This is a genomic window from Variovorax sp. P4_B10 (assembly GCF_056402375.1).
This window is the reverse complement of record NZ_JBFUHN010000013.1, coordinates 77728-100460: the sequence shown is the minus strand read 5'-3', so window position 1 is coordinate 100460 and position 22733 is coordinate 77728. Positions and strand designations below refer to the sequence as shown.

At 68.3% G+C, this 22733-nt stretch carries 20 protein-coding genes; 9 read left to right on the top strand and 11 right to left on the bottom strand.

The features are described 5' to 3' along the window. Position 1: 1 nt before the first annotated feature. Genes AC1DXX_RS09220 through AC1DXX_RS09210 form a run of 3 tightly spaced genes read right to left on the bottom strand, consistent with a single transcriptional unit; the run spans position 2 to position 3003 of the window. Positions 2-976 (bottom strand): Bug family tripartite tricarboxylate transporter substrate binding protein, encoded by a 975-nt coding sequence (locus AC1DXX_RS09220; protein ID WP_478133871.1) that lies wholly within the window; start codon positions 974-976, stop codon positions 2-4. Positions 977-979: 3 nt separating this feature from the next. Continuing rightward, positions 980-1219 carry a hypothetical protein gene (locus AC1DXX_RS09215; RefSeq protein ID WP_478133870.1) on the bottom strand — a complete coding sequence of 80 codons (240 nt, stop codon included), beginning with the start codon at positions 1217-1219 and terminating at the stop codon, positions 980-982. Continuing rightward, the gene (locus AC1DXX_RS09210; protein ID WP_478133869.1) at positions 1216-3003 is read right to left on the bottom strand and encodes an FAD-dependent monooxygenase; all 1788 of its coding nucleotides are present in this window, start codon (positions 3001-3003) and stop codon (positions 1216-1218) included. The genes AC1DXX_RS09215 and AC1DXX_RS09210 overlap by 4 nt, the downstream gene beginning before the upstream one ends. Positions 3004-3084: 81 nt before the next feature. Between AC1DXX_RS09210 and AC1DXX_RS09205 the strand changes: the two genes are divergently transcribed. Continuing rightward, entirely contained in the window at positions 3085-3870 is a 786-nt protein-coding gene (locus AC1DXX_RS09205) for a helix-turn-helix transcriptional regulator (protein WP_478133868.1), read from the top strand. A gap of 4 nt (positions 3871-3874) precedes the next feature. On the opposite strand, the gene loiP is transcribed toward AC1DXX_RS09205, so the two are convergent. Both loiP and AC1DXX_RS09195 read right to left on the bottom strand, forming a co-directional pair. Then, positions 3875-4639: a metalloprotease LoiP gene (loiP, locus tag AC1DXX_RS09200; RefSeq protein WP_478133867.1), complete on the bottom strand. Its 765-nt coding sequence runs from the start codon at positions 4637-4639 to the stop codon at positions 3875-3877. Positions 4640-4824: 185 nt separating this feature from the next. Then, entirely contained in the window at positions 4825-5895 is a 1071-nt protein-coding gene (locus AC1DXX_RS09195; RefSeq protein WP_478133866.1) for a fumarylacetoacetate hydrolase family protein, read from the bottom strand. A 132-nt stretch (positions 5896-6027) separates the two neighbouring features. Here AC1DXX_RS09195 and AC1DXX_RS09190 point away from each other — a divergent pair, with 132 nt between their 5' ends. Both AC1DXX_RS09190 and AC1DXX_RS09185 read left to right on the top strand, forming a co-directional pair. Next, positions 6028-7191: a DUF3108 domain-containing protein gene (locus tag AC1DXX_RS09190; protein ID WP_478133865.1), complete on the top strand. Its 1164-nt coding sequence runs from the start codon at positions 6028-6030 to the stop codon at positions 7189-7191. 108 nt (positions 7192-7299) lie between these two features. Continuing rightward, positions 7300-7578, top strand: coding sequence for a BTH_I0359 family protein (locus AC1DXX_RS09185; RefSeq protein ID WP_041944045.1), 279 nt, complete (start codon positions 7300-7302; stop codon positions 7576-7578). A 48-nt stretch (positions 7579-7626) separates the two neighbouring features. Here the strand turns inward: AC1DXX_RS09185 and AC1DXX_RS09180 are convergent, their stop codons facing one another. Then, positions 7627-8700, bottom strand: coding sequence for an AbrB family transcriptional regulator (locus AC1DXX_RS09180; RefSeq protein ID WP_478133864.1), 1074 nt, complete (start codon positions 8698-8700; stop codon positions 7627-7629). A gap of 62 nt (positions 8701-8762) precedes the next feature. Between AC1DXX_RS09180 and AC1DXX_RS09175 the strand changes: the two genes are divergently transcribed. Further along, positions 8763-9599, top strand: a complete 837-nt coding sequence (locus AC1DXX_RS09175) for a ChaN family lipoprotein (RefSeq protein ID WP_478133863.1) — start codon at positions 8763-8765, stop codon at positions 9597-9599. Here AC1DXX_RS09175 and aptA read toward each other — a convergent pair. After that, positions 9583-10917: an omega-aminotransferase AptA gene (aptA, locus tag AC1DXX_RS09170; RefSeq protein WP_478133862.1), complete on the bottom strand. Its 1335-nt coding sequence runs from the start codon at positions 10915-10917 to the stop codon at positions 9583-9585. The genes AC1DXX_RS09175 and aptA overlap by 17 nt on opposite strands. A gap of 67 nt (positions 10918-10984) precedes the next feature. Between aptA and purU the strand changes: the two genes are divergently transcribed. The 3 genes from purU to AC1DXX_RS09155 all read left to right on the top strand — a co-directional run bounded on the left by purU (position 10985) and on the right by AC1DXX_RS09155 (position 13817). Continuing rightward, positions 10985-11842, top strand: a complete 858-nt coding sequence (gene purU, locus AC1DXX_RS09165) for a formyltetrahydrofolate deformylase (protein WP_478133861.1) — start codon at positions 10985-10987, stop codon at positions 11840-11842. Between the two features lie 62 nt (positions 11843-11904). Further along, a complete protein-coding gene (locus AC1DXX_RS09160; RefSeq protein ID WP_478133860.1) occupies positions 11905-12576 on the top strand; it encodes a DUF2846 domain-containing protein in 672 nt (223 codons plus the stop codon). Then, on the top strand, positions 12573-13817 hold the full coding sequence (locus AC1DXX_RS09155) for a S1 family peptidase (protein ID WP_478133859.1): 1245 nt from the start codon (positions 12573-12575) through the stop codon (positions 13815-13817). The genes AC1DXX_RS09160 and AC1DXX_RS09155 overlap by 4 nt, the downstream gene beginning before the upstream one ends. Positions 13818-13857: 40 nt before the next feature. Here AC1DXX_RS09155 and AC1DXX_RS09150 read toward each other — a convergent pair whose 3' ends face one another. The 4 genes from AC1DXX_RS09150 to AC1DXX_RS09135 all read right to left on the bottom strand — a co-directional run bounded on the left by AC1DXX_RS09150 (position 13858) and on the right by AC1DXX_RS09135 (position 20653). Further along, a complete protein-coding gene (locus tag AC1DXX_RS09150) occupies positions 13858-14232 on the bottom strand; it encodes a YXWGXW repeat-containing protein (RefSeq protein ID WP_478133858.1) in 375 nt (124 codons plus the stop codon). Positions 14233-14352: 120 nt separating this feature from the next. After that, a complete protein-coding gene (locus AC1DXX_RS09145; RefSeq protein ID WP_478133857.1) occupies positions 14353-15672 on the bottom strand; it encodes a GDSL-type esterase/lipase family protein in 1320 nt (439 codons plus the stop codon). Between the two features lie 65 nt (positions 15673-15737). Next, positions 15738-19028, bottom strand: a complete 3291-nt coding sequence (locus tag AC1DXX_RS09140; protein WP_478133856.1) for a carboxyl transferase domain-containing protein — start codon at positions 19026-19028, stop codon at positions 15738-15740. An 11-nt stretch (positions 19029-19039) separates the two neighbouring features. After that, the gene (locus tag AC1DXX_RS09135; protein ID WP_478133855.1) at positions 19040-20653 is read right to left on the bottom strand and encodes an AMP-binding protein; all 1614 of its coding nucleotides are present in this window, start codon (positions 20651-20653) and stop codon (positions 19040-19042) included. A gap of 85 nt (positions 20654-20738) precedes the next feature. Here AC1DXX_RS09135 and AC1DXX_RS09130 point away from each other — a divergent pair, with 85 nt between their 5' ends. Both AC1DXX_RS09130 and AC1DXX_RS09125 read left to right on the top strand, forming a co-directional pair. After that, complete coding sequence (locus AC1DXX_RS09130) at positions 20739-21437, top strand: TetR/AcrR family transcriptional regulator (RefSeq protein WP_478133854.1); 699 nt, start codon at positions 20739-20741, stop codon at positions 21435-21437. A 22-nt stretch (positions 21438-21459) separates the two neighbouring features. Beyond that, complete coding sequence (locus AC1DXX_RS09125) at positions 21460-22716, top strand: branched-chain amino acid ABC transporter substrate-binding protein (protein WP_478133853.1); 1257 nt, start codon at positions 21460-21462, stop codon at positions 22714-22716. Positions 22717-22733 lie beyond the last annotated feature (17 nt).

Sequence of the window (22733 nt, the reverse complement as noted above, 5' to 3'; positions counted from 1 at the left end):
GTCAGTCCAGCTTGATTCCAGCCTGCTTGATGATCGGGCCCCAGCGCTTCGACTCGGCGCGCGACAGTGCCGCGAACTGCGCCGGCGTGCCGGGCATCGCTTCCATGCCGAAATCGTCGAAGCGCTTCTGAACCGCCGGGGTGCCGAAGGCCTTGTTCAGGTCGCCGTTGAGCTTGTTCACCACCGCGGGCGAAAGGCCGGCCGGGCCGAGGATGCCCTGGAACGCGAACACCTCGGTGTTGGGCACACCCACTTCGGCCAGCGTCGGCACATTGGGCAGCAGCTTGCTGCGCGCACCCGAACCGATGGCCAGCACGCGCACCTTGTTGCTCTGCATGATCGACAGGCCGGAGGCCAGGTCGAGGAACATGCAGGGCACCTGCCCGCCCATCACGTCGGCCATCGCGGGTGCCGCGCCGCGGTACGGAATGTGGGTGATGAAGGTGCCGGTGCGCACCTTGAACATTTCCATCGCCAGGTGGTGCGGCGAGCCGTTGCCGGGCGATGCGTAGTTGACCTTGCCCGGGTTGGCCTTCACGTAGGCCAGGAACTCCTTGAAGTTCTTCGCCGGGAAGTCCGGGTGCACCACCAGCGCGAGCGGGAACTTGCCGATGGCGCCGATGTAGGTGAAGTCCTTCTCGGGGCTGAATGGCAGCTTGCTGAACAGGTGCTCGTTGAAGGCCAGCACGGCGTTGTCCGCCGAGAGGATGGTGTAGCCGTCGGGCTTGCTCTTGGCGACCAGGTCGGCACCGATGTTGGTCGAAGCGCCGGGACGGTTGTCGACCACGATCTGCTGCCCCAGGGTCTGGCGCATGGCCTCGGCCAGCACGCGCGCGATCACGTCGGTGCCGCCGCCTGCGGGGTACGGCACCACCCACTTGATGAGTTGCACGGGGTAGTCCTGCGCACGGGCGAAGGGCGCAGCGGCCACGGCGGCACCGGATGCGAGCGTGGCGAGAAGGGTGCGGCGATCCATGGATCAGTCTCCTGTTTGTAGTGGTTCGGTTGCGGACAGCGATGGTATGGGCAGCGCGTTCAGTGCGTCGGTGAGCGCGGCGCGGCAGCGCGCCTCGTCGCCGACCTGCTCGAACAGCAACAGCGCGAGCCGTGCGAGGAACAGCGATTCGCGTTCAGCGCCCGCTTCGGTGATGGCACGCGCGCATTCGGCGTAGAGCCGGTCGCGGGCGTCGGGGTGGAGGAGAGGCGGGGTGTTGCTCATGCGGCGGCAGGCTCCAGTGGAACGGCGGCACGGGCCAGTGCACTTTGCAATGCGCCGGGCGGCATGCGSTGCCAGCGCGCGGCCACGTGGCCATCGGGGCGCAGCAGGTAGACGGCGCCGTCGCGTGCGCCGAGCGCCTCGAAGACGGCGGAGTCCGCACGCGCGTCGGCGCCCTCGATGCCCGGGGCGGCGATGGTGCGAACGGCGAAGGGCAGGACGCCCCGCTGCACCTGCGCCACCTCGTCTTCGGGCAGGGGTGCCGCATCGGCCTCGGGCCGCAGCACCAGCAGCGTGAAGACCGGCGCGATCCAGTCGGTGAGATGACCCTGTTCGAGTTGCTGCTCGGGCATCACCTCACCCGGCAGCGGCCCTGCCGGCAACGTGTCGCTCTCGCTCGACAACGCCGACTCCGCATAGCGCACCGCCTGCGTCTGCCGCGGATTGATCAGCTGCGCGATGCCGCGATGCGCCTCTGACAGCGACAGCGCGGCTTCGCGCAGCAGGTCGAAGCCGCGCGAGGGCGGCGACATGAACTCGGTGCTGCGCATCGCGTTCTCGGCATTGACGTGGAAGGCCGAGATGCGTTCCTGCGAGTACGAATCGAGCAGCGCCGGATCCGACAGGCCACGCGCGACCAGCGCCAGCTTCCAGGCGAGGTTGTCCGCATCGTCGAAGCCCGAGTTGAGCCCGCGCACGCCGAAGATCGGCATCGCATGCGCCGCATTGCCCGCGAACACGACGCGGCCATGCCGATAGCGCTCGAGCGTCATCGCACCCGCACGGTAGACCGAGGTCCACACCGTCTTCCACGGCAGATGCCCTTCGCCGATGGCATCGAGATGGCGCTGCACGAACTCGGCCACGGCCGCGGGCTGCAACGCCTCCTCGGTGCTCTGGCCCGCGCGCAGCTGGTAGTCGATGCGCCAGATGTCGTCGGGCTGGCGGTGCATCAGCACGGTCGATCCCGGATTCCACGGCGGATCGAACCACGCGCGGCGCTCGGTCGGATGGCCGCTGTGCAACTCGATGTCGATGATCACGTAGCGGCCCTCGTAGCCCGTGCCTTCGAGCGCGAGCCCCAGCGCCTTGCGCACGAAGCTCTGGCCGCCGTCGCACGCGGCAAGCCATTGGCCTTGCAGGCGGTAGCGGCCCTCGGCATTGCGCACGTCGAGCGTCACGCCCTCGCCGTCCTGGTCGATGCCGGTGAGTTCGGTGCCCCAGCGGATGTCGATGAGCCCCGGCGTGGCTTCATTGCGGCGGAAGATCTCTTCGAGCAGGTAGTGCTCGGCGTAGTACTGCTCGAGATTGATCATCGGCGGCAGCTTCTGCTGCGCGTCGTGCGGCATCTCGAAGCGGAACACCTCGGCCGTCTTGTAGAAGCTGCGCCCACCGGTCCACGGCAGGCCCTTGGCCATGAAGGCCGGCCGCACGCCGAGCCGCTCCATGATCTCCAGGCTGCGGCGCGAGATGCAGGCCGCGCGGCTGCCGACGCACACCGTGTCGTCGGCCTCGAGGATCACGCAGCGTACGCCGTGATTCGCGAGCCCCAGCGCGAGCGCCATGCCGACCGGCCCGCCGCCCGCGATCACGACCGGGTGGCGGCCGGGCTCGGTGCCGCCCTGCTCGAGCGGCGGCGTCCAGACCTTGTAGCGCGTGTAGTGGAAGGCGCCGACCGACGGCGGCAGTTCGGAGGCGCTGGCCATTGGCGGCACGGGGCCGCTTGCGGCATCGGCGGCGCGTGTGCCGGGTGCCGGCGCGGCGGCCGCAACGGTGGGGTTCGTCATGCAGCGGGATTGTCCCGATGTGCGGCGTCGGCCACTGTCATAACTTCGTACGAAGTAATTACCCTTGCCTTATCTGCTCTCATGAGACGCTGGCGCATTCAACCCGCTGCGGACACCGCGCTGTCCGCAGCCATCGTCGGCGATGTGCTGGCGGGTGTCGGCACGCCGCATCTGGCGGCCAGTTGCCTGGCGGCCATCCACCGCGTGATGCCCGTGACCTTCTGCACCGTGTTTGCGGTCGACGCCACCGGCCGCATCGAGGCGGTGTCGGCGGCCAGCAGCTACGGCACCACGGCCGAACGCACCACCGAGCGCTATGTGGCGCAACGCTTCGACCTGCTCGACCCCAACATGACGTGGCTCGCCACGCGCAAGCTGCCCAAGCGCGCGCAGTTGTGGCTGGGCCACCAGCGCGCCGACGAAGTGGCCGACCCCGCCTATCGGGCCGCCTGCTACGGCGACGTGGGCATTCGCGAACGCGCGTCGGTGCTGCTGTTGACGCCCGCCGGCCAGCGCGTGGCGGTGAGCTTCTACCGAAGCCTTGCGCAGCCCGAATTCGGCGCCGGCGACTTCGCGGCGATCGAGCGCCATGCCACGCTGCTGGCCGACGCCACCATGGCCCACGGCCGCAGCGCCATGGCTGCGCGGGAAGCGGTGGCGCCGGCCTTCGCCTCTCGCCTGTTGACCTTGAGCCTGCGCGAGCGCGAGGTCATCGGCCATCTGATGGCCGGCAGCACCGCCAAGCAGGTGGCGCGCGCCGTCGGCATCGAGCTCACGACCGTGCGCACGCACCAGTACCGCGCCTTCCGGCGGCTCGGCATCCGTTCGCAGAAGGAGCTGCTGCTGCGCGCGGCGGGGGACGCGTAGCGTCCTACTTGGCGGTGTCCAGGCGCTTCTGCATGCGCGCCGAGCGCTCGGCCGATGGCGGATGCGAGCTCATGAGCGAGCTGCCGGTGCCGCCGCCGCCCAGTTTCGCCAGCTTGTCGAAGGCGCTGACCAGCCCCTTGCGCTCGAGCTTGCGCTCGGTGAGCAGGTCGAAGGAATAGTTGTCGGCCGCACTTTCGTTCGCTTGCGAGAACTGCGCGTTGATGAACTTCTCGCCCAGGTCGCCGGCCTGCGACTGGGACAGCTGGGCCGCGACCCCGCCAGCGGCGCCGGCCAGTCCGCGCACGGCCGAGGCGGCGTAGGCGGTCTGCATGCGCGACTTCGAGTGGCCCAGCGCCACGTGGCCGATCTCGTGGCCGATCACGCCACGCAGCTCGTCGTCGTTCATCAGGTCCATGAGGCCGCTGTAGACGCGGATGCAGCCGTTGGCCATGGCCCAGGCGTTCACGTCCTTGGTCATGTAGACCTTGTAGTTGGCCGTCTTGCCGTTGACGGTGGTGGGCATCTGCTTGATGACCTGGTTCAGGCGCGTGGTGTAGCGGCTGCTGGCGGGCGCGATCTGGTTCTTCTGGTCCATGGCGGTGCAGGACTGGTCGGACATCGTGGTGATCTCGCCGTCGCTCAGCGACATGGCCTTGAAGGCCGAACCGCCCGCCTGGGTGAGCGCGCCGGTATCGGCACTTTTCATGGTTTCGCAGCCGACAAGGGCGAAGGCCGCAAGGGCGGCGGCGGCAATAGGCAAATGGCGCATCGAAAACTCCCGTTCTTCTTGATATGAATGGCGGCCGCGGAAACACAGCCGCCGGACGCGCTGCCCCGACGAGATGAAGACGCGTCACGGCAGCGGCAGGATCATAGCCACGGCGGACAGGACGCCCGCGGCGAGCGGCGGAACAGTGCTGCGCGACAGCGCAGGCGGCGTCGGCCGCAGCGCCTTCAGTCTTCCGAGGCGTCCTCGGCCTGCGGCTTCACCAGCGACACCGGTGCCTCCTTCGGCCGCCCACCCGTCGACACGACCTCCTGGTCGATCGCGCCGAACAGCGAACGCCCGTCCAGGCCTTTCATCTCGATGCGGATCGTGTCGCCGAACTTCATGAACTCGGTGACCGGCTCGCCGCCCTGGATGGTCTCGATGCAGCGCTTCTCGGCGATGCACGAGTAGCCCTTGGGCCAGTCCATGCCGCCGTTCTTCTCGACGCCCTTGTTGCTCACGGTGCCGCTGCCGACGATGCTGCCAGCGCGCACGTTGCGCGTCTTGGCGATGTGGGCGATGAGCTGGCCGAAGTGGAAAGTCATCTCCGGGCCGGCGTCGCACATGCCGACCTTGCGGCCGTTCCAGCTGCTTTGCAGCGTGAGGTGCACGCGGCCGTCCTGCCAGGCTTCGCCGATCTCGTCGAGCGTCACGGCCACGGGGCTGAAGGCGGTGGCCGGCTTGCTCTGGAAGAAGCCGAAGCCCTTGGCCAGCTCGGCCGGAATCAGGTTGCGCAGGCTCACGTCGTTGGCCAGCATCATGAGGCGGATGCCGTCGAGCGCCTGGTCGGGCGTGGCGCCCATGCGGATGTCGCCGGTGATGACCGCGATCTCGGCCTCGAAGTCGATGCCCATGGCTTCGCTGGGCACCACCACGTCGTCGGTCGGGCCGAGGAAGTCGTCGCTGCCGCCCTGGTACATCAGCGGGTCGCTGTAGAAGCTCTCGGGCACTTCGGCGTTGCGCGCCTTGCGCACCAGCTCGACGTGGTTCAGGTAGGCCGAGCCGTCGGCCCACTGGTAGGCGCGCGGCAGCGGCGCCATGCACTGGGCAGGGTCGAAGGGGAAGGAATGGCGCGCGCGGCCGGTGTTGACCGCGTCGTACAGGTCCTGCAGCTGCGGGCTCATGAAACCCCAGTCGTCCAGCACCTGCTGCAACCGGCTGGCGATACCGGTGGCGTAGTGGGCGAGTGTGAGGTCGCGCGAGACAACGACGAGCTGGCCGTCGCGCGAGCCGTCCTTCAGGGTGGCGAGTTTCATGATGCGGTGCGTGATGAAGGACACGGCGCGAACACGAAGGCCGGGCGCCGCTCCCACTAAACTGGTTGAACGGGCGGCAGTGTACCGAGATGGTCTTCCTGAACCTCCGCCCGTGCGCTCACTCCACACCTGATGCCGACGCTCGTCGCCCCCTCTCCGCTGTCTGCCGGCCTGCCCGGGCGTCCGTCCTGGCGGGTGCTGGCCGGGCTGACGCTGGCGGTGGCGCTGGTCCACCTGTTGGTGCTCGGGCTGGCGCCGACGGCCATCGGGCCGGAACCCTCTCCGCTGGCGAACAAGTTCACCACCCGGACGATCGTGATTGCGCCGCCTGCGGCGGAAAAGCCCGCGGCCCCGGCCGCTGCTGCCGCGCCAGCCGAGGCCAAGCCATCGCCGCCGACCCAGCCCCGGCGCCCGCGCGCCCCGTCGGCGCCCAAACCGAAGGCGCTGCCCGAACCCGACGCCTATGCGAACCCCTCTGCGGAAACGCCCGACCTGACGGTGCAGGCCGCTACAAATTCAGGAGCAACACCCCCCGAAGCACCTACCAGTGCACCTGCGGCCGCCCCTGCCGCCGGTGGCACGGAAAGCAGCACGGCAACCGCCGGCGGCGAGGCCTCGGGCACCATTGCCGGCACCCAGGCGTTGCGGATTCCGGGCTCCGTCACCCTCGATTTCGAAGCCACGGGCCAGAAGGGCGCTGCCCCGCAGCGAGGCTTTTTCGGCGAACTGGTCTGGCTGCAGGATGGCAGCCGCTACGACGGGCAACTCACGCTCAAGGCGACTTTTTTCACCCTGCTGAACTGGCACAGCACCGGCCGGATCGGCCCCTCGGGCCTTGAACCCGAGCGGTACTTCGAAAGCCGCAAAGCCGAAGTGGCCTCGCATTTCGTGCGCGACCAGGGGCAGATCGTGTTCAGCAACAACGCCCCCAGCGTGCCGCTGCTGGCCGGCGCGCAGGACCGCATGAGCGTCATGATGCAGCTCGGGGGCCTGCTGGCGGCCAGCCCGGACCGTTATCCGGCGGGCACCCGAATCTCGATCCAGACCGTGGGCGTGCGCGACGGCGACGTCTGGGTCTTTGTGGTTGGCGACGAGGAAAAGCTGACCCTCCCGGCCGGCGAATACACCGCGCGCAAGCTCACCCGCACGCCCCGGCGGGATTTCGATCGGAAATTGGAGCTCTGGCTGGCGCCGCAGTACGGATATCTGCCCGTGCGCATCAAGCAGACGGAGGCAAACGGCGATTTTGCTGACGCCCAATTGCGCAAACCCCTACCCGAAGGCCCCGCCAATTAGGGCAAAAAGCCTACTAATTAACCCTCGGACGACAACTGTTCTTGAAACTGGCGCGTTGATTGCTATCTAACCCCCATGAACGCTATCGACATCCTCACAGGGCCCGCAATGAACATGCTTTACGACTCGGAGTCCTTCGTCGTCGTGCACGTGCAGCCAAATGAAGGCGACGAGCCCGCGAAGCCCAATGTGCCCGTGCTGGAACGCCACGGATTCGAAATCGTGGACAAGCGCTCGGGCAAGGAGGTGTACCTCGACGGCTCCTGGGCCGAACTGTTCCAGCAGCAGATTGCCGCCTGGCAGCTCAACACGCCCACGCAGGAAGAGGTCGAAGACACGCTCGAGGGCTATGCCGAACTGGCCCACACACCCGTGCTGGTCCACTGAGCCGACCGGCTCCCGGCAAGAGAAAAAAGCGCCCTGCGGGGCGCTTTTTCATGGGCCGTCCGCTCTTGGGCGATAGATCCACCGGAACATCGGCCCCACGATCAACAGCACGGCCACCAGCCGGCACACCTGGAAGGCCGTCACCACCGGCACGCCGAGCTGCAACACCTTCGCCGTGATCGACATCTCCGCAATGCCGCCCGGCGAGGTGCTCAGGATCATCGTGGCCGGGTGGAGCCCGGTCGCCCAGGCCAGCAGCCACGCCACCCCGCCGCACAGCACCAGCATGCCGAAGGTGCCCAGCGCGACCGAGCCCAGCCAGCGCGGGGCGGTGTGCAGGAATTCGCGGCTGAACCGCACGCCCAGGCTCACCGCGATCACGAGCTGCGCGGTATTCGACATCCAGGTGGGCACGGCGGACAGCGACTGCCCGGCGATCGTGAAGCCCATCGCCACCAGCAGCGGGCCGATGAACCAGGGGTTGGCGCGGCCCAACGCACGCATCGCCAGCCCGCCGACACCCGTGGCCATCGCGAGCAGCACCAGCCCGCCCACATGCACCTCGCGCACGCCCGGTGGGCCGATTTCGAGGCCGTGCAGCCCGCTCCACTGCATCGCGAACGGGATGGTGACCGTCACCACCACCAGCCGCAGGCTGTGCGCCGCTGCCACCAGGTCGGTGCGCGCACCGGCCGATTCGGCCAGCAGCGTCATCTCCGACGCACCGCCGATGGCGCCCGCGAAGTAAGTCGTGGCTCTCATCGATTTGGCCGGCACATGCGGCATCCGCGCGGCATGCAGCCCGTGCAGCCAGCGCCCGAAGCCCCAGCCGAGCAGCAGCGCCCAGGCGATGGCCAGCGCAATCGCCCACCAGACGCTGGCCACCAGCGACACCACCTGCGGCGTGAAGTAGAGCCCGAGCGCGGTGCCGATGGTCCACTGCCCCGCATTGCGCAGCGGCGTGTGGCTGGCGGTGGGCACACCTGCGATCGAGGCGAGCGACACCGCCAGCAGCGGGCCGATCATCCAGGGAAGGGGCGTGTGCAGCGCCAGGCAGGCGCCCGCCGCGGCGAGTGCGWGCAGCAGCGTGCCCAGCACGCGAGCGGGAAAGCGGAAAGACACGGACAGGGAAAAGCGGAAATGGATGGCACGGCGCGGAGACGCCGTGGGCATAGTATGGCGCGATGCTCTTTCGACGCTGGCCCGCACGGGCTTCCCGCTTTCTGCTTGCGCTGCTCGCCGCCACCGTGTTTGCCGGCTGCGCGGCGCTTTCCTCTGCCAGCGCCGATGCGCCCATTGCGCGCCGTGTCGCGGCGCTGCTGCCGGTGGACGCCCTGCTGCTGGGCGAGCAGCACGATGCCCCCGAGCACCACGCGATCGAGCGCGAAACCGTCGAGGCACTGGTCGCGCGTGGCCAACTGGCCGCACTGGCACTCGAAATGGCCGAGGAAGGCCGCAGCACCGCCCAGGTCAGCGCCACCGCGAGCGAGGCCCAGGTGCAGGCTGCCCTCGACTGGAGCGACAAGGCCTGGCCCTGGCACAGCTATGGCCCCGCCGTGATGGCCGCCGTGCGTGCCGGGGTGCCGGTGATCGGCGCCAACCTGCCGCGTGCGCGGATGAAGAACGCGATGGCCGACGTGTCGCTCGACGTGCAGCTCAACGGCGAGGCCTACACCGTGCAACAGGACGCGGTGCGCGAGGGCCACTGCAAGCTGCTGCCCGAATCGCAGATCATTCCGATGACGCGCATCCAGGTGGGCCGCGACCGCGCCATGGCGCAGACCATCGTCAAGGCGCGGCAGCCTGGCAAGACGGTGCTGCTGATCAGCGGCGCAGGCCACGCCACCAAGGTGCTCGGCGTGCCGCAGCACCTGCCGACCGATGTGTCCGTCAAGGCTCTGCGGCTGCAGGCGGGTGGATCGGACGAAGACGACGACAAGGCAGCCTACGACGCCACCTGGCGCACGCCTGCGCTGCCGTCCGTCGACTATTGCGCCGGCGTGGTCAGGCGAACTTCCTGATCGAATCCGCGAGCGTATTGACCAGCGTGTCGATGTGCGACTTCTCCACGATGTACGGCGGCGCGATCACCAGCACCTCGCCCGCGGGCCGCACCAGCGCGCCGTTGTGGAAGCAATCCAGGAAGATGTCGTAGGCACGCTTGCCCGGCGCGCCCGCGATGGGCGCGAGTTCCACCGCCGCGGCGAGGCCGAGGCTGCGGATGCTGATCACGTTCGGCAAGCCCTTGAAGGCGCTGTGGAACGCGTCGCCCAGCACCTTGCCCATTTCGCCGGCGCGCGCGAACAGGTTCTCTTCCTTGAACAGATCGAGCGTGGCAATGGCCGCGGCGCAGGCCACCGGGTGGCCCGAATACGTGTAGCCATGGAAGAACTCGACCACGTGCTCGGGCGCGTCGGTCTTCATCATCGCGTCGTAGAGCTTGTCGCGGCAGATCACGCCGCCGAGGGGAATCACGCCGTTGGTCACGCACTTGGCGAAGTTCAGCATGTCGGGCACCACGCCGAAGTAGTCCGACGCGAAGTTGGTGCCCATGCGGCCGAAGCCGGTGATGACCTCGTCGAAGATCAGCAGGATGCCGTGCTTGTCGCAGATCTCGCGCAGGCGCTTCAGGTAGCCCTTGGGCGGCAGGTACCAGCCGGCCGACCCGGCCACCGGCTCGACGATGATCGCGGCGATGTTGCTCGGGTCGTGCAGCGGCAGGATGCGGGTCTCGAGCTCGACCAGCGGGTCTTCGGCCCACACCGGCTCCTCGTTGTGGATGTAGGCGTGGTTCACCGGGTCGTGGATGAAGCGCATGTGGTCCACGCGCGGCAAAAAGGCCGAGCCGAACACCTTGCGGTTGCCCGGAATGCCGCCCACCGACATGCCGCCGAAGCCCACGCCGTGGTAGCCCTTCTCGCGGCCGATGAACACGTTGCGGTGGCCCTCGCCGCGCGCGCGGTGGTAGGCCAGCGCCACCTTCATCGAGGTGTCGGCCGCTTCCGAACCCGAATTGCAGAACAGCACCTTGTTGAGGTCGCCCGGCGCCAGCGAGGCGATCATCTCGGCCGCCTTGAAGGCCTTGTCGTTGCTCACCTGGAAGGCGGTGGCGTAGTCGAGCGTGTCGAGCTGCTTCTTGATCGCCTCGTTGATCGGCTTTCGGTTGTGGCCCGCGCCCACGCACCACAGCGAAGAGATGCCGTCGATCACCTTCTTGCCGTCGTGCGTGGTGAACGCCATGCCGTCGGCCGCCACGAAGACGCGCGGGTCTTTCTGGAAATGGCGGTTGGGGGTGAAGGGCAACCACTGGTTGCCCATGTTGAAGTCCTGATAAGCCATGGGTTGCTCCTGCTTAACGCGCACCAAAAAACGGCATTCTGGCACCCCTGCGACAATCATGCCCCTGATGACGACCACTACGCCCGCCTACATCCTGAACCTCTCCTGCCCCGACCGTACGGGCATCGTGCACGCCGTTTCGGGCTTCCTGCTCGAGCGCGGCGGCAACATCGAAGAGGCCGCCCAGTACAACGACCACGACACGGGTCTGTTCTTCATGCGCGTTCGCTTCGCCTGCAGCGACCACGGCGAAGCGGCCTTGCGCGAACAGCTGACGAGCTTCGCCGCCGGTTTCGGCATGACGCTGCAGCTGCACGCCGCCGCCGATCCCATGAAGACGGTGATCCTGGTCAGCAAGGAAGGCCACTGCCTCAACGACCTGCTGTTCCGCTGGAAGAGCGGCCTGCTCGCCATCGACGTGCGCGCCATCATCTCGAACCACCGCGACTTCTACCAATTGGCCGCGAGCTACAACGTGCCCTTCCACCACATCCCGGTGACCGGTGCGACCAAGGCGCAGGCCGAGGCCAAGCAGCTGGAGATCATCGAGGCCGAGGGTGCCGAGCTCGTGGTGCTCGCGCGCTACATGCAGATCCTGAGCAACGACCTGTGCCGCAACCTGGCCGGCCGCGCGATCAACATCCATCACTCGTTCCTGCCCAGCTTCAAGGGCGCCAAGCCCTACTACCAGGCCCACGACCGCGGCGTGAAGCTGATCGGTGCCACCGCCCACTACGTGACGGCCGACCTCGACGAGGGTCCGATCATCGAGCAGGACGTGGCCCGCGCCGACCACACCGACACCGTCGAAGACCTCACGGCCCGCGGCCGCGACACCGAGAGCCAGGTGCTGGCCCGCGCGGTGAAGTGGCACAGCGAGCACCGCGTGCTGCTCAACGGCCACCGCACCGTCGTATTCCGCTGAAGGACACTCCGCCGCCAATGTAAGCGGGTGTAGCATCCAGCGCCAAAAGAGGAGAAGGCGCGATGCGACGTTGGATCGGTGGGTTCCTGCTGGCTGTTCTTGCAGCCTGCCTGTTCGGATGTTCGGCCAGCGGGCCACGGTTTTCGGAGATGGCGGGAAGCCTTCCTTCCATCGGAGAGAACCAGGGCCGGATCTACTTCTACCGGCCCTCCATGTTGGCGGGGGTGGCGGTGCAGCCCGACGTCACCGTCAACGGCCAGATCGTCGGCAAGTCGCAGCCCGGCAGCTTCTTCTTCATCGACAGGCCGACCGGTACCTACCGGGCCAGCGCCCGCACGGAAGCCGAGGGCACCATCGACATCGTGCTGCGGCCCAGGCAGACCGCGTATGTCCAGATGAGCATCAGCATGGGCTTCCTCGTCGGCCATCCGGTCTTCGAGCGGGTTGGCGAATCGGAAGGCCGCAGCGCACTGCCATCGCTGGCCTACGGCGGCACGGTGCCGGCCTCGGCCCAAGCCGCGCGCAACTCGCCCGCGGCATCGGACACCGCCATCGCGACCGCAATTCCGCCTCGTCAGGTGGTGGCAGCGCCGCAGGCGGAAGCAACCCCGGCGGCAGCCGTCAGGCCACCGGCTACGCAGGACCGAAGCCCCGTGCCCGCAACGGCCGATGCCATGCCTTTCGCCAAGACCCCCATCAACGATCTGCGGCTGCTTCTGCAGGCCACCCGATGAGACATCTGCCCGCTCCCTTCGCGCTCGCGCTTGCCATCGCACTGACTGCATCCACGGCCTCGGCTCAAGCCCCGCTCGCGCCCGATGCGCTCTTCGCCCGCGTGGCGCCTGCCGTCTGGGTGGTGCAGGCCAGCGATGCGCAGGGCAAGCCCCTGGCGACCGGCAGCGCAGTGGCCACCGGTCCGGGCACGGCGGTCACGAGCTGCCAGCTGCTCGCGAAAGCCAGCACCGTGGCGTTGAAGCGCGACAACGTGAGCTATGGCGCGACGCTGGAATTTCCGGATGTCGAACGCGACCTTTGCCAGCTGCGGATCGCCAACTTCACGCCGCCTGCACCCGCCATCGCGCCCGCGAGTGCATTGCAGGTCGGCATGCCGCTCTACATCGTGGGGTCGCCGAGGGGCAAGGAGCTGACGCTCGGCACCGGCATGCTCGCCGGCGTGCGCCGCGGCAATGCAGGCGAAATCGAAGCCCTGCAACTCGCCGCCGCGCCCGAGGCAGGGCTCGGCGGGGCCGGGCTGTTCGACGCGCAGGGCCGTTTGGTGGGCCTCGTGGGCACGGCGACCTCGGCGACTCTCGCCATGCCGTCGGTGTGGATCGCGGAACTGCCGGTGCGCGGGCGGGTGGCCGTCGAGCGGCTCGCAACGCAACCCGTCACTGCTTCGGCTGTCAACGCCGCCGCACTCGCAACGGGCCGGCCGAGCATCGTCGAATACCAGTTGCACGACCGCCTCACCAACACCTACCGCAAGGTCGTCTACCGCGCGGATGCGGCAACCGACGACCGCATCAGCTTCAACAACGGCGGGTGGGTCGAGAAGCCCGGCGGCGAGGTGGTCAGCGTGACCACGGCCATCGCCGGCGAGTTCGACGCGGCGATGCCGCCGGGCGGCTGGGGCAAGGCCAATCTCAAGGAAGAAGCCGCCTGGCGGACGCGCTACGGCTCCACGTTCGGTGGCTCGCGCATCAACATGGACCTCAACGCCACGGTGATGGAAGACACCACGCTGAACGTCGGCGGCAGAGAGATCAAGGCCGTGCGGATCGAGTACCGGGGCTTCACGCAGCGCTTCGCGAATGCGGGGGCCGTGGTCGGCAACCAGTACGGCGCGTACAAGGCCGACGTCTGGTTCTCGCCCGAGTTGGGGCGCGTTGTCCGCTTCGAGGCGCAGACGCGCGGCGGCACCAGCGGCGGTGCGTTCCAGGTCCGCGAAACCCTCGAGCTGATCAGCATCCGCTAGAGGGATTTCGCAGGCCGGGTTTCACGGCCGCGGGCGATCGTCAGTTGCGGTTCGGATTGTCCGGACGGCGGTCCTGGCGGTTCGGCACGCCGTCGCCGTCGCGGTCCCAGCGGCCGCGGTTGTATTCCCAGCGGCCATCGCGCTCGCGCCATTCCGGCGGACGGTAGGCGTAGCCCGGACGGGCACGCATGTAGTAGCCGCGGACCCACGCATGGCGCCCACCTCGCCATTCATAGTGCCCCGGCACCCAGACATAGCCGCGACGCGGTGGCCCCATGCGATCGGAGCGCGGCGGCGGCGGCGCCTCCTGGATGATCACCGCCTGCGCCTGCGCTGTCGTGGGGATGGTCATTGCAGCGCCCATCGACAGCAACGAAGCCGCGCCGACGGAAAGGGTGATTGCGAGTTTTTTCATGGGGGGCTCCTCATGAGTGGTTGGAGCCTTCATGCTGATGGGCCCATGTGAAGGGCCTGTAAGCCGAGCGCGAAATCTTGTGTAAAGCTGTTTCGCTTCTCTTTGAGCTCTTGCGAGCGCTTACTCCTGCAATTCCTTCAGGTCGACGGCCGCGGCCATCGCGGCATGGCCGGCCCTGCTGGGGTGCAGGTGGTCGCCGTTGTCGAACGGCGGATTCAGCGTCTGCGGGTCCGCCGGGTTGCGCAATGCCGCGTCGAAATCGATCACGCCGTCGACATCCTGGCGGCTGCGGATCCAGCGGTTGACCGCGTTGCGCATGGCCTCGTTGCCCTCCGTCCAGTAGGGCGTGTTCTTGAACGGCGGCACGGTGCCGATCAGCACCTTGATACCCTTGGCGCGCGCCTGCTTCACGAGCTGCTGCAGTCCGTCGGTGATGCGCTCTGCGGTCGGCATGTCATGAACGGTGTCGGTGTTGCCGGGCGCGCCGATGAACACGCTGCGGCCGATGTCGTTGGTGCCCAGCAGCACGATGGTGTGCGTCACGCCGCTTTGCCCCAGCGCATCGCGCGCGAAACGCGAGAGGCCGTTGGGCCCGATGCCATCGACCAGCAGGCGGTTGCCGCCGATGCCCGCGTTGAGCACCGACACCTCATGCCCCGCCTGCGGGCCGTCGCGCAAACGCGTGGCCAGCATGTCGGGGTATGCACCGTCGCCGGCCTCGCCGCCGCCCGCGGTGATCGAGTCGCCGAACGCGACCACGGTGCGCACGGACTGGGTGGTCAGCACGTCCAGGCCCGTCACGATGTGGTTCCACTTGAGCGGCGTCGCACCCTGCAGCTTCGGTGCCGCCACGGCATTGCCGGGCGCCGCCCAGCTCGTGTCGACGGAGAGCAGGTGCACTGTGGCAAAAGGTGTCGCGCGATCGAAGAAGGCGCTCACCGCCACCGTCTGCCCCGCCTCGATCTTGAGATCGACGCCATCGCTCCAGGCCTCCGCGCCGGGCGCGATGGTCAGGCTGCTGCGTCCGCCGAAGCGCAGCACGCGCAGCGTGGCCGGAGAGACTGCGTCCGCACCCGTGCTGCGCGCCACGCTCGCAGCGGCAATGCGCAACGGCGCCTTGCCGAACCGGTTGGAGAAGCGGATGCGGATGCGCTCGCCGCCCAGGGTCGGCGCCAGCTGCTGGCGCAGTGTCTGCCCCCGGAACTGGTCGCCGCCGGGTGCGGGCTGGTGCGCCACGGCCGGGTTCGAGGCCAGCTCGCGAAAATCCAGCGGTGCCACGGCCCAGCTGCCGACCCAGTGCGCCTCGACGGGCTGCCGGGGGCGGTTGCCGGGTGTCACCGCCTGCACGCCCACGGCCAGCACGGCGAGACAAAGGGCTGCCGCCCAGTGCGCCAGGGCCACGTCGCGGAGGCGGGAGAGCCCGAGTGAAACCAGTTTCATTCGCGCAAAGCGGCCCAGTGTACGGAGCCGCCTTGCCCCCGTGGGTGACGAGGTCTAGCGAACGGTTACCAAGTGTCCACGTAGGGCAAAGCAGGCCCTGCCGGCCGCGTCGCAGAGGCCAGGCCACGCACCAGCCAGGTGCGCGTTTCGGCGGGGTCGATCACCGCGTCGATCTCCAATGTCTGCGCCATGTGGATCGCTTCGCCGTTCGCGTACTGCTGCGCGACGAGCTTTCCGAACAGCGCATCGCGCTCGGCGCCTTCGGGCACCGCCGCCAGTTCCTTGCGAAAGCCCAGACGCACCGCGCCTTCGAGCCCCATCGCGCCGAACTCGCCCGTGGGCCATGCGACGGTGAACACCGGCGCATCGAAACCGCCGGCCGTCATCGCCTGCGCGCCGAGGCCATAGCCCTTGCGCAGCACCACGGCGAAAAACGGCACACGCAGGTGCGAGGCGACCATGAACATGCGGCACACATGGCGCACCTGCGCCTGCGCCTCGATCTCGGGGCCGACCATGAAGCCGGGCGTGTCGCACAGCGAGACGATCGGCAGTCCGTGCGCGTTGCACAGCTGCATGAAGCGCGCGGACTTGTCCGCGGCTTCCACGTCGATCGCGCCGCCGAGGTGATGCGGGTTGTTGGCCATCAGGCCGACCGGCCTGCCCTCGATGCGTGCCAGCGCGGTGACGATGCCCGCGCCGAAACCTGCGCGCAGTTCGAGCAGCGAGCCGGTGTCGGCCACGCCGCGCATCGCGGCGCGCACGTCGTACACGCGCAGCCGGTTCTCGGGCACCACGTGGCGCAGCGTGCGCGGGTCGGCGCATTGCCAGTCGGTGGTCGGCCCCTGAAAGTACGAGAGATATTGCCTGGCCGCAGCGACAGCGGCAGCTTCGTCTTCCACGAGGATGTCGATCACGCCATTGCGCGACTGCACGCTGCTCGGCCCGATCTGCTCCGGCGCGAACGTGCCGAGCCCGCCGCCTTCGATCATCGCGGGCCCGCTCATGCCGATGTTGCTGCCGCGCGTGGCGATGATCACGTCGGCGCAGCCCAGCAGCGCCGCATTGCCCGCAAAGCAGCGGCCGTGCACGATGCCGACCACCGGCACCTTGCCCGAGAGCGCGGCGAACTGGCTGAAGGTGTGGTTGTTGAGACCCGCGACGATGGGCATGTCGGTGTCGCCCGGCCGGCCGCCGCCGCCTTCGGCGAACAGCACCACCGGCAGCCTGAGCTGGTGCGCCACCGCCAGCAGGCGGTCGGTCTTGTGGTGGTTGCGCATACCCTGCGTGCCGGCCAGCACCGTGTAGTCGTAGGCCAGCACGGCGCAGCGCGACACCTCGGGGCCGAACTGCTTCGCGTTGATGCTTCCCAGGCCGGTGACCATGCCGTCGGCCGGCGTGCTGGCAATCAGGTCTTCGAGCGTGCGGCGGCGCGTTTGCGCGGCGATGGCGAGCGCGCCGTATTCGATGAAGTTGCCGGGGTCCGATGCGGTGTCGCAGAGGTCGGCGATGTTCTCGCGTGCGGTACGGCCGCCCTGTGCGTGGCGCTTGTCGACGGCCGGCTTGCGGTGGATGTCGAGCGTGGGCGCGTGGCGGTCGATCACCTTCTGCAGGTCGGGGCGGATCGCATCGAGGTCGTGCGCCGCGCCTGCCTCCGCTTCGACGGCCTGCGCGTCGACGGCCTCCAGCCGCACCAGCGACTGGCCTTCGACGAGGTAGTCGCCGGCCTCGGCCAGCAGCGCGATCACGCGGCCCGCGACGGGCGCATGCAGCAGGTGCTCCATCTTCATGGCTTCGAGCACGCCGAGCTGCGCGCCGGCGGGGAGCACGTCGCCGACCTCCACCTCGAACTGCACCAGCTTTGCCGGCATCGGGGCCTTGACCGTCAGGTCGTCGTCCGGCTCTTCGAAGGCGGGGGCCGCCGCGGATGTGGGCGCGATCTCCTTCGCATGCTTCTCCAGAGATGCCGCAGCTGCCAGCAGATCGCCCAGATGTGCCTCCACGAAGCGCGTGTGCACCGCCTGCGCCGCGAACTCGGGCCGCATGGCAATGGCGCGCAGCAGCGACAGGTTGGAGGCGATGCCGTCGATGCGGCATTCATCCAGCGCGCGCAGCGAGCGCCGCAGGGCATCGGCGAAGCGCGGCGACGGCGAATGCACGATCAGCTTGGCAAGCAGCGTGTCGTAGTGCGGCGAAGGTGCGAGGCCCGCATAGCCGTGCGTATCGACACGCACGCCGGGACCGGACGGCAGGTCGAAGCGCGCCAGCGTGCCCCCGGAGGGCCGTGCGTTGCCCTGCGCATCGAGCGTCTCGGCGTTGATGCGCCACTGCACTGCAAAGCCGCGTTGCGGCGCCGTGCGATCGGCCTCCACGCCCAATGCGCTCAGTGGCTGGCCGGCTGCCACGGCGATCTGCAGCTGCACGAGGTCCAGGCCGGTGACGGCCTCGGTCACCGTGTGCTCGACCTGCAGCCGGGGATTGGCTTCGATGAAGACGAAAGGCAGCGTGGCCGACGCCGCATCGACGAGAAACTCGAAAGTGCCGAGCCCGCGGTAGCCCGTCGCCTTCGCCATGCGCAGCGCGGCCTGCGTGACCTGCGCGCGCAGCGCCTCCGGCAGCGAAGGACTGGGCGCGATCTCCACCAGTTTCTGGAATCGCCGCTGCAAAGTGCATTCGCGCTCGCCGAGACTGGCCACGGACTTTCCGTCGCCCAGCACCTGCACCTCGATGTGCCGCGCATTGCGCATCAGCCGCTCGACATACACGCCCTCGATGCCGAAGGCCGCCTTGGCCTCGGACATGCAGCGCGCATGCGCCTCGGGCAGTTCTTCGGCATTCAGCACCGCCCGCATGCCGCGCCCGCCGCCGCCGCCGATGGCCTTGACCATCACGCCGGCCCCCTGCGCATGCTGCTCGGCGAAGAAGGCCTGTGCCTGGGCCAGCGTCACGGCGCCTGCGCTGCCGGGCATCACAGGCACATCGCATTGCGCGGCCAGCGCGCGTGCGCGGGCCTTGTCGCCGAACAGGCCCAGTTGCTCGGGCGTCGGGCCGATGAAGACCAGGCCCGCATCCGCGCAGGCCTGCGCGAAGTCCGCACGCTCRCTGAGGAAGCCATAGCCGGGATGCACCGCGTCGCAGCCCTGTGCCCGCGCAACGGCGATCAGCGCGGCAATGTCGAGGTAGGCCGAGGGCCCGGTCGCGTCCAGCGCCACCGCCACATCGGCCAGCTGCACATGAAGCGCGGACGCATCGTCGCGCGCATGCACCGCCACGCCGGCGATGGCCAGGTCGCCCAATGCGCGCACCAGCCGGACGGCGATCTCGCCGCGGTTGGCAATCAGAACTTTGGAGAACACGCAGGAACCTTTCAGGCCTTGTCTTTCAGCAGGCGCCGAAGCACCTTGCCGGCGCCGGTGGTCGGCAATGCATCGATGAAACTCACGGAACGCGGCGCCTTGTAGCTCGCCATGTTGTCGCGCGACCAGGCGATGAGCGCGTCGGCTTCGAGCGTTGCGCCGGACTTGCGCACGATGAACGCCTTCACGACCTCGCCCTTCTCTGCATCGGGCTGTGCGATCACGGCGGCCTGCGCCACCGCGGGATGCTTGATGAGGATGGTCTCCACCTCTTCCGGGAACACGCTGTAGCCCGAGACCTTGATCATTTCCTTGAAGCGGCCGATGAAGGTGAGATACCCGTCGGCATCGATCTTGCCCATGTCGCCGGTGTGCACCCAGCCGTTGCGCAAGGTGGCGGCAGTGGCCTCGGGCTTGTTCCAGTAGCCCTTGAAGACACCGGGGCTGGTGAGCACGATCTCGCCGACTTCTCCAACGGGCATGCCGGCCTGCGTGTCGGTGTCGATGATGCGGATGGTCACGCCTGGCACTGCCACGCCCTGCGTACCCCAGCGCGGCGCATGGTGCGGCGTGTAGGTGTCGCAGGTGTGGGTTTCGCTCAGGCCATAGGCGGCCTCGAAGGAGGTGCAGTTGCCGGCATGCGAACGCCACTGCGCGGCCAGCGGCTCGGTGAAGGTGATGCCGAAGCTGGTCACCGGGTTCATCCTCAGGCTCGAGAGGTCGAAGCGCGCGATGTCCGGCAGCTGCATGCAGGCCACGTTCATCGGCGCGATGCTGTACCACCAGCTGACCTTGTAGCTGGCAGTGGCCTGCAGCACGGCACGCGGATCGAAGCGATGCAGCAGCACCGACGTGGCACCGCTGAGCACCGGTACATTGACGCCCATCAGCATGCCGGCGATGTGGTACAGCGGCGCGATGGAGAGCAGCACGTCGCCCGGACCGACGCCGTTGCAGTCGGCCGCGGCGCGCGTCTTGAAGAGCGCGTTGCCGTAGCTCAGCATCGCGCCCTTGGGCAGGCCGGTCGTGCCCGAGGTGTAGGTCATGAGCGCCACGTCGTCCATGTCGATGGCCACGGGCTGCGGCACCGCGCCGCTTTGCATCATCGCGAAGAAATCCTCGCAGTCTGCCGGCACGCTGCGCCCGGTCTTCCGCTCGGCGGCGAGCTCCGCCGGCAGATCGAGCGTCGGCTGTGCAGGCAGCATGTCGGCGTAGTGCACCACGAACACATGCGCGAGCGTGCTCTCGGGCTGCACCTTGCGCACCACCGGCAGCAGCGGTGCGGCCGCGACGATCACGCGCGCCTTCAGGTCGTTGACCTGGTAGGCCAGCTCATGCTCCTTGTTGAGCGGGCCGCTCGGACAGACGATGGCGCCGATCTTCTGGATGCCGAAGTGCGCGACCAGGTACTGCGGGCAGTTGTTGAGGAAGAGCACGACCGGCTCGCCCTTCTTCACGCCGATGGCCTGCAGGCGTGCCGCGAACGCATCGCTCGCGCGGTCGAGTTCGGCCCAGCTCATGGCATGGCCGTACCAGATGCAGGCGGCGCCGTCGCCGCGCTCGCGCGCATGCGTGCGCAGGTACTCGTGCAGGGGCTGTTGCGGGCGGTCGGGCAATGTCTCCATGGCGTCACTTTCTCAGGGTTATCGATAGCCGCCTGCACCGGGCAGGCGCTTGCCAATGGTGCATGGTGCACGAACAATCCTACCCATGGGTATAACTTCCGCGACACGGCACAAACCCTCTGGGGCCGGCAAGACTCCGAAGGCCGCCACGGCGCAACCGCACCTGCCCCAGGGCACGGGCCGCCAGCGCGCGACGACGCAGGGCACCGACCTGCAGCGCGAGCGCATCCTGCAGGCGGCCGCGCAGCTCTTCGCCGCACAGGGCTATGCCAACACGACCATGGCGCAGATCGTCCGCGCGCTCGGCGTGACCAAGCCCTTCGTTTACTACTACTTCCGCGACAAGCAGGAGATCTTCGAGACGCTGTCGTGGCGGCCCGCGGTCGACTGCTTCACTGCGCTCGACTTCGCGGCCGGCGACCCGCGCCGCGCGAGCGAGAAGGTGCTCGAAGGCATCGAACGGCTGATCCGCGCGACCATCGCGCACCACCCGGTGGCCTTCTTTCCGTACCGTGAACCGCAGGTGTACCGGCCCGAGTACATCGCGGCGCAGAAGAAGCTCGCGCACCACTTCTACGACCTGCTCTGCCCGCTGCTCGAGGAGGCGCGCCGCGACGGCGACCTCGACTTCGCCGAAACCAAGATCACCGCGCTCGCGGCCTGCAGCCTGCCGGGCTTTCTCTACAGCTGGTACCGCCCGGGCGGCCGGCTCTCGGCCGACGAGGTGGTGGCCGAGCTCACGAAGCTGGCCGGCCGCGTGATCGGTCTTCGCGCCAAAAACTGACAACAAACACCAGAGACAAACCATGAAGTTCAAGCACGCGCCACTGGCGCCGGTCGCCCTCGCCTCGCTGCTGGCCCTTGCCGGCGCCGTCCAGGCCCAGCAGCCCACCTACAAGATCGCCTACATCGACCCGCTCTCGGGCCCCTTCGCCAATGTCGGCGAGCTGATGCTGATGCACACGCAGTACGCCATCGAGGACATCAACGCCAGGGGCGGCGTGCTCGGCGGCACGAAACTCCAGCTGCTGCAGTTCGACAGCAAGCTCTCGGCACAGGAAAGCCAGAGCGCGCTGCAGGCCGCCATCGACCAGGGCGCGCAGGCCATCGTCACCGGCGGCTCGGGCTCGTCGGTAGTCACGGCGCTGGTGCAGTCGGTGGCGCGCTGGAACCAGCGCAACCCGGGCAAGGAGCTGATCGTGCTGAACCACTCCTCCATCGACCCCGAGATGACCGGCAAGGGCTGCAGCTTCTGGCACTTCCAGACAGAGGCCAACACCGCGATGAAGATGAAGGCGCTGGCCAACTACATCAAGAAGACGCCCGACGTGAAGAAGGTCTACCTGCTGAACCAGGACTATGCGCACGGCAAGCAGTGGGCCAGCTACGGCAAGCAGCTGGTCGGCCTGGCGCGCCCCGACATCCAGTTCGTCGGCGAGGCGCTGCACCCCATCGGCCGCGTGAAAGACTTCGCGCCCTACATCGCCAACGTCAAGCAGAGCGGCGCCGACTCGGTCATCACCGGCAACTGGGGCCAGGACATGACGCTGCTGCTCAAGGCCGCGGGCGATGCGGGCTACAACCTGCGCTACTTCAACCACAGCGCGGGCTCGGTGCCAGGCACGGTCACGGCGGTGTCGCAGGCGAAGACGGGGCAGCTCACCTGGGTGGCCGAATGGCATCCGGGCGAGGCCGATACGCCGAAGGTCGATGCACTGGCCAAGGCCTACAAGGCGAAGACCGGCAAGGACTTTCTCGCGCCGCGCATCGACATGACGCCGCGCCTGCTGGCCGCCGCGATCAACAAGGCCGGCAGCGACGACACCGTGAAGGTGGCCCGCGCGCTCGAGGACCTGAGCTTCGACTCGGTGGTGGGCCCGGTGCGCATGCGTGCCGAGGACCACCAGCTCTTGCTGCCGCAGGTGGTCAACACCATCGTTCCGGTGGACGGCAAGACGGTCAAGGTGGGCTGGGAAGGCACGAACTACGGCTTTCGCACCGATGCGGTCTACACCGGCAACGAGTTGGCGCAAGGCACCGACTGCAAGATGGTCCGGCCCTGAAGGCTTCCCGATGAGGA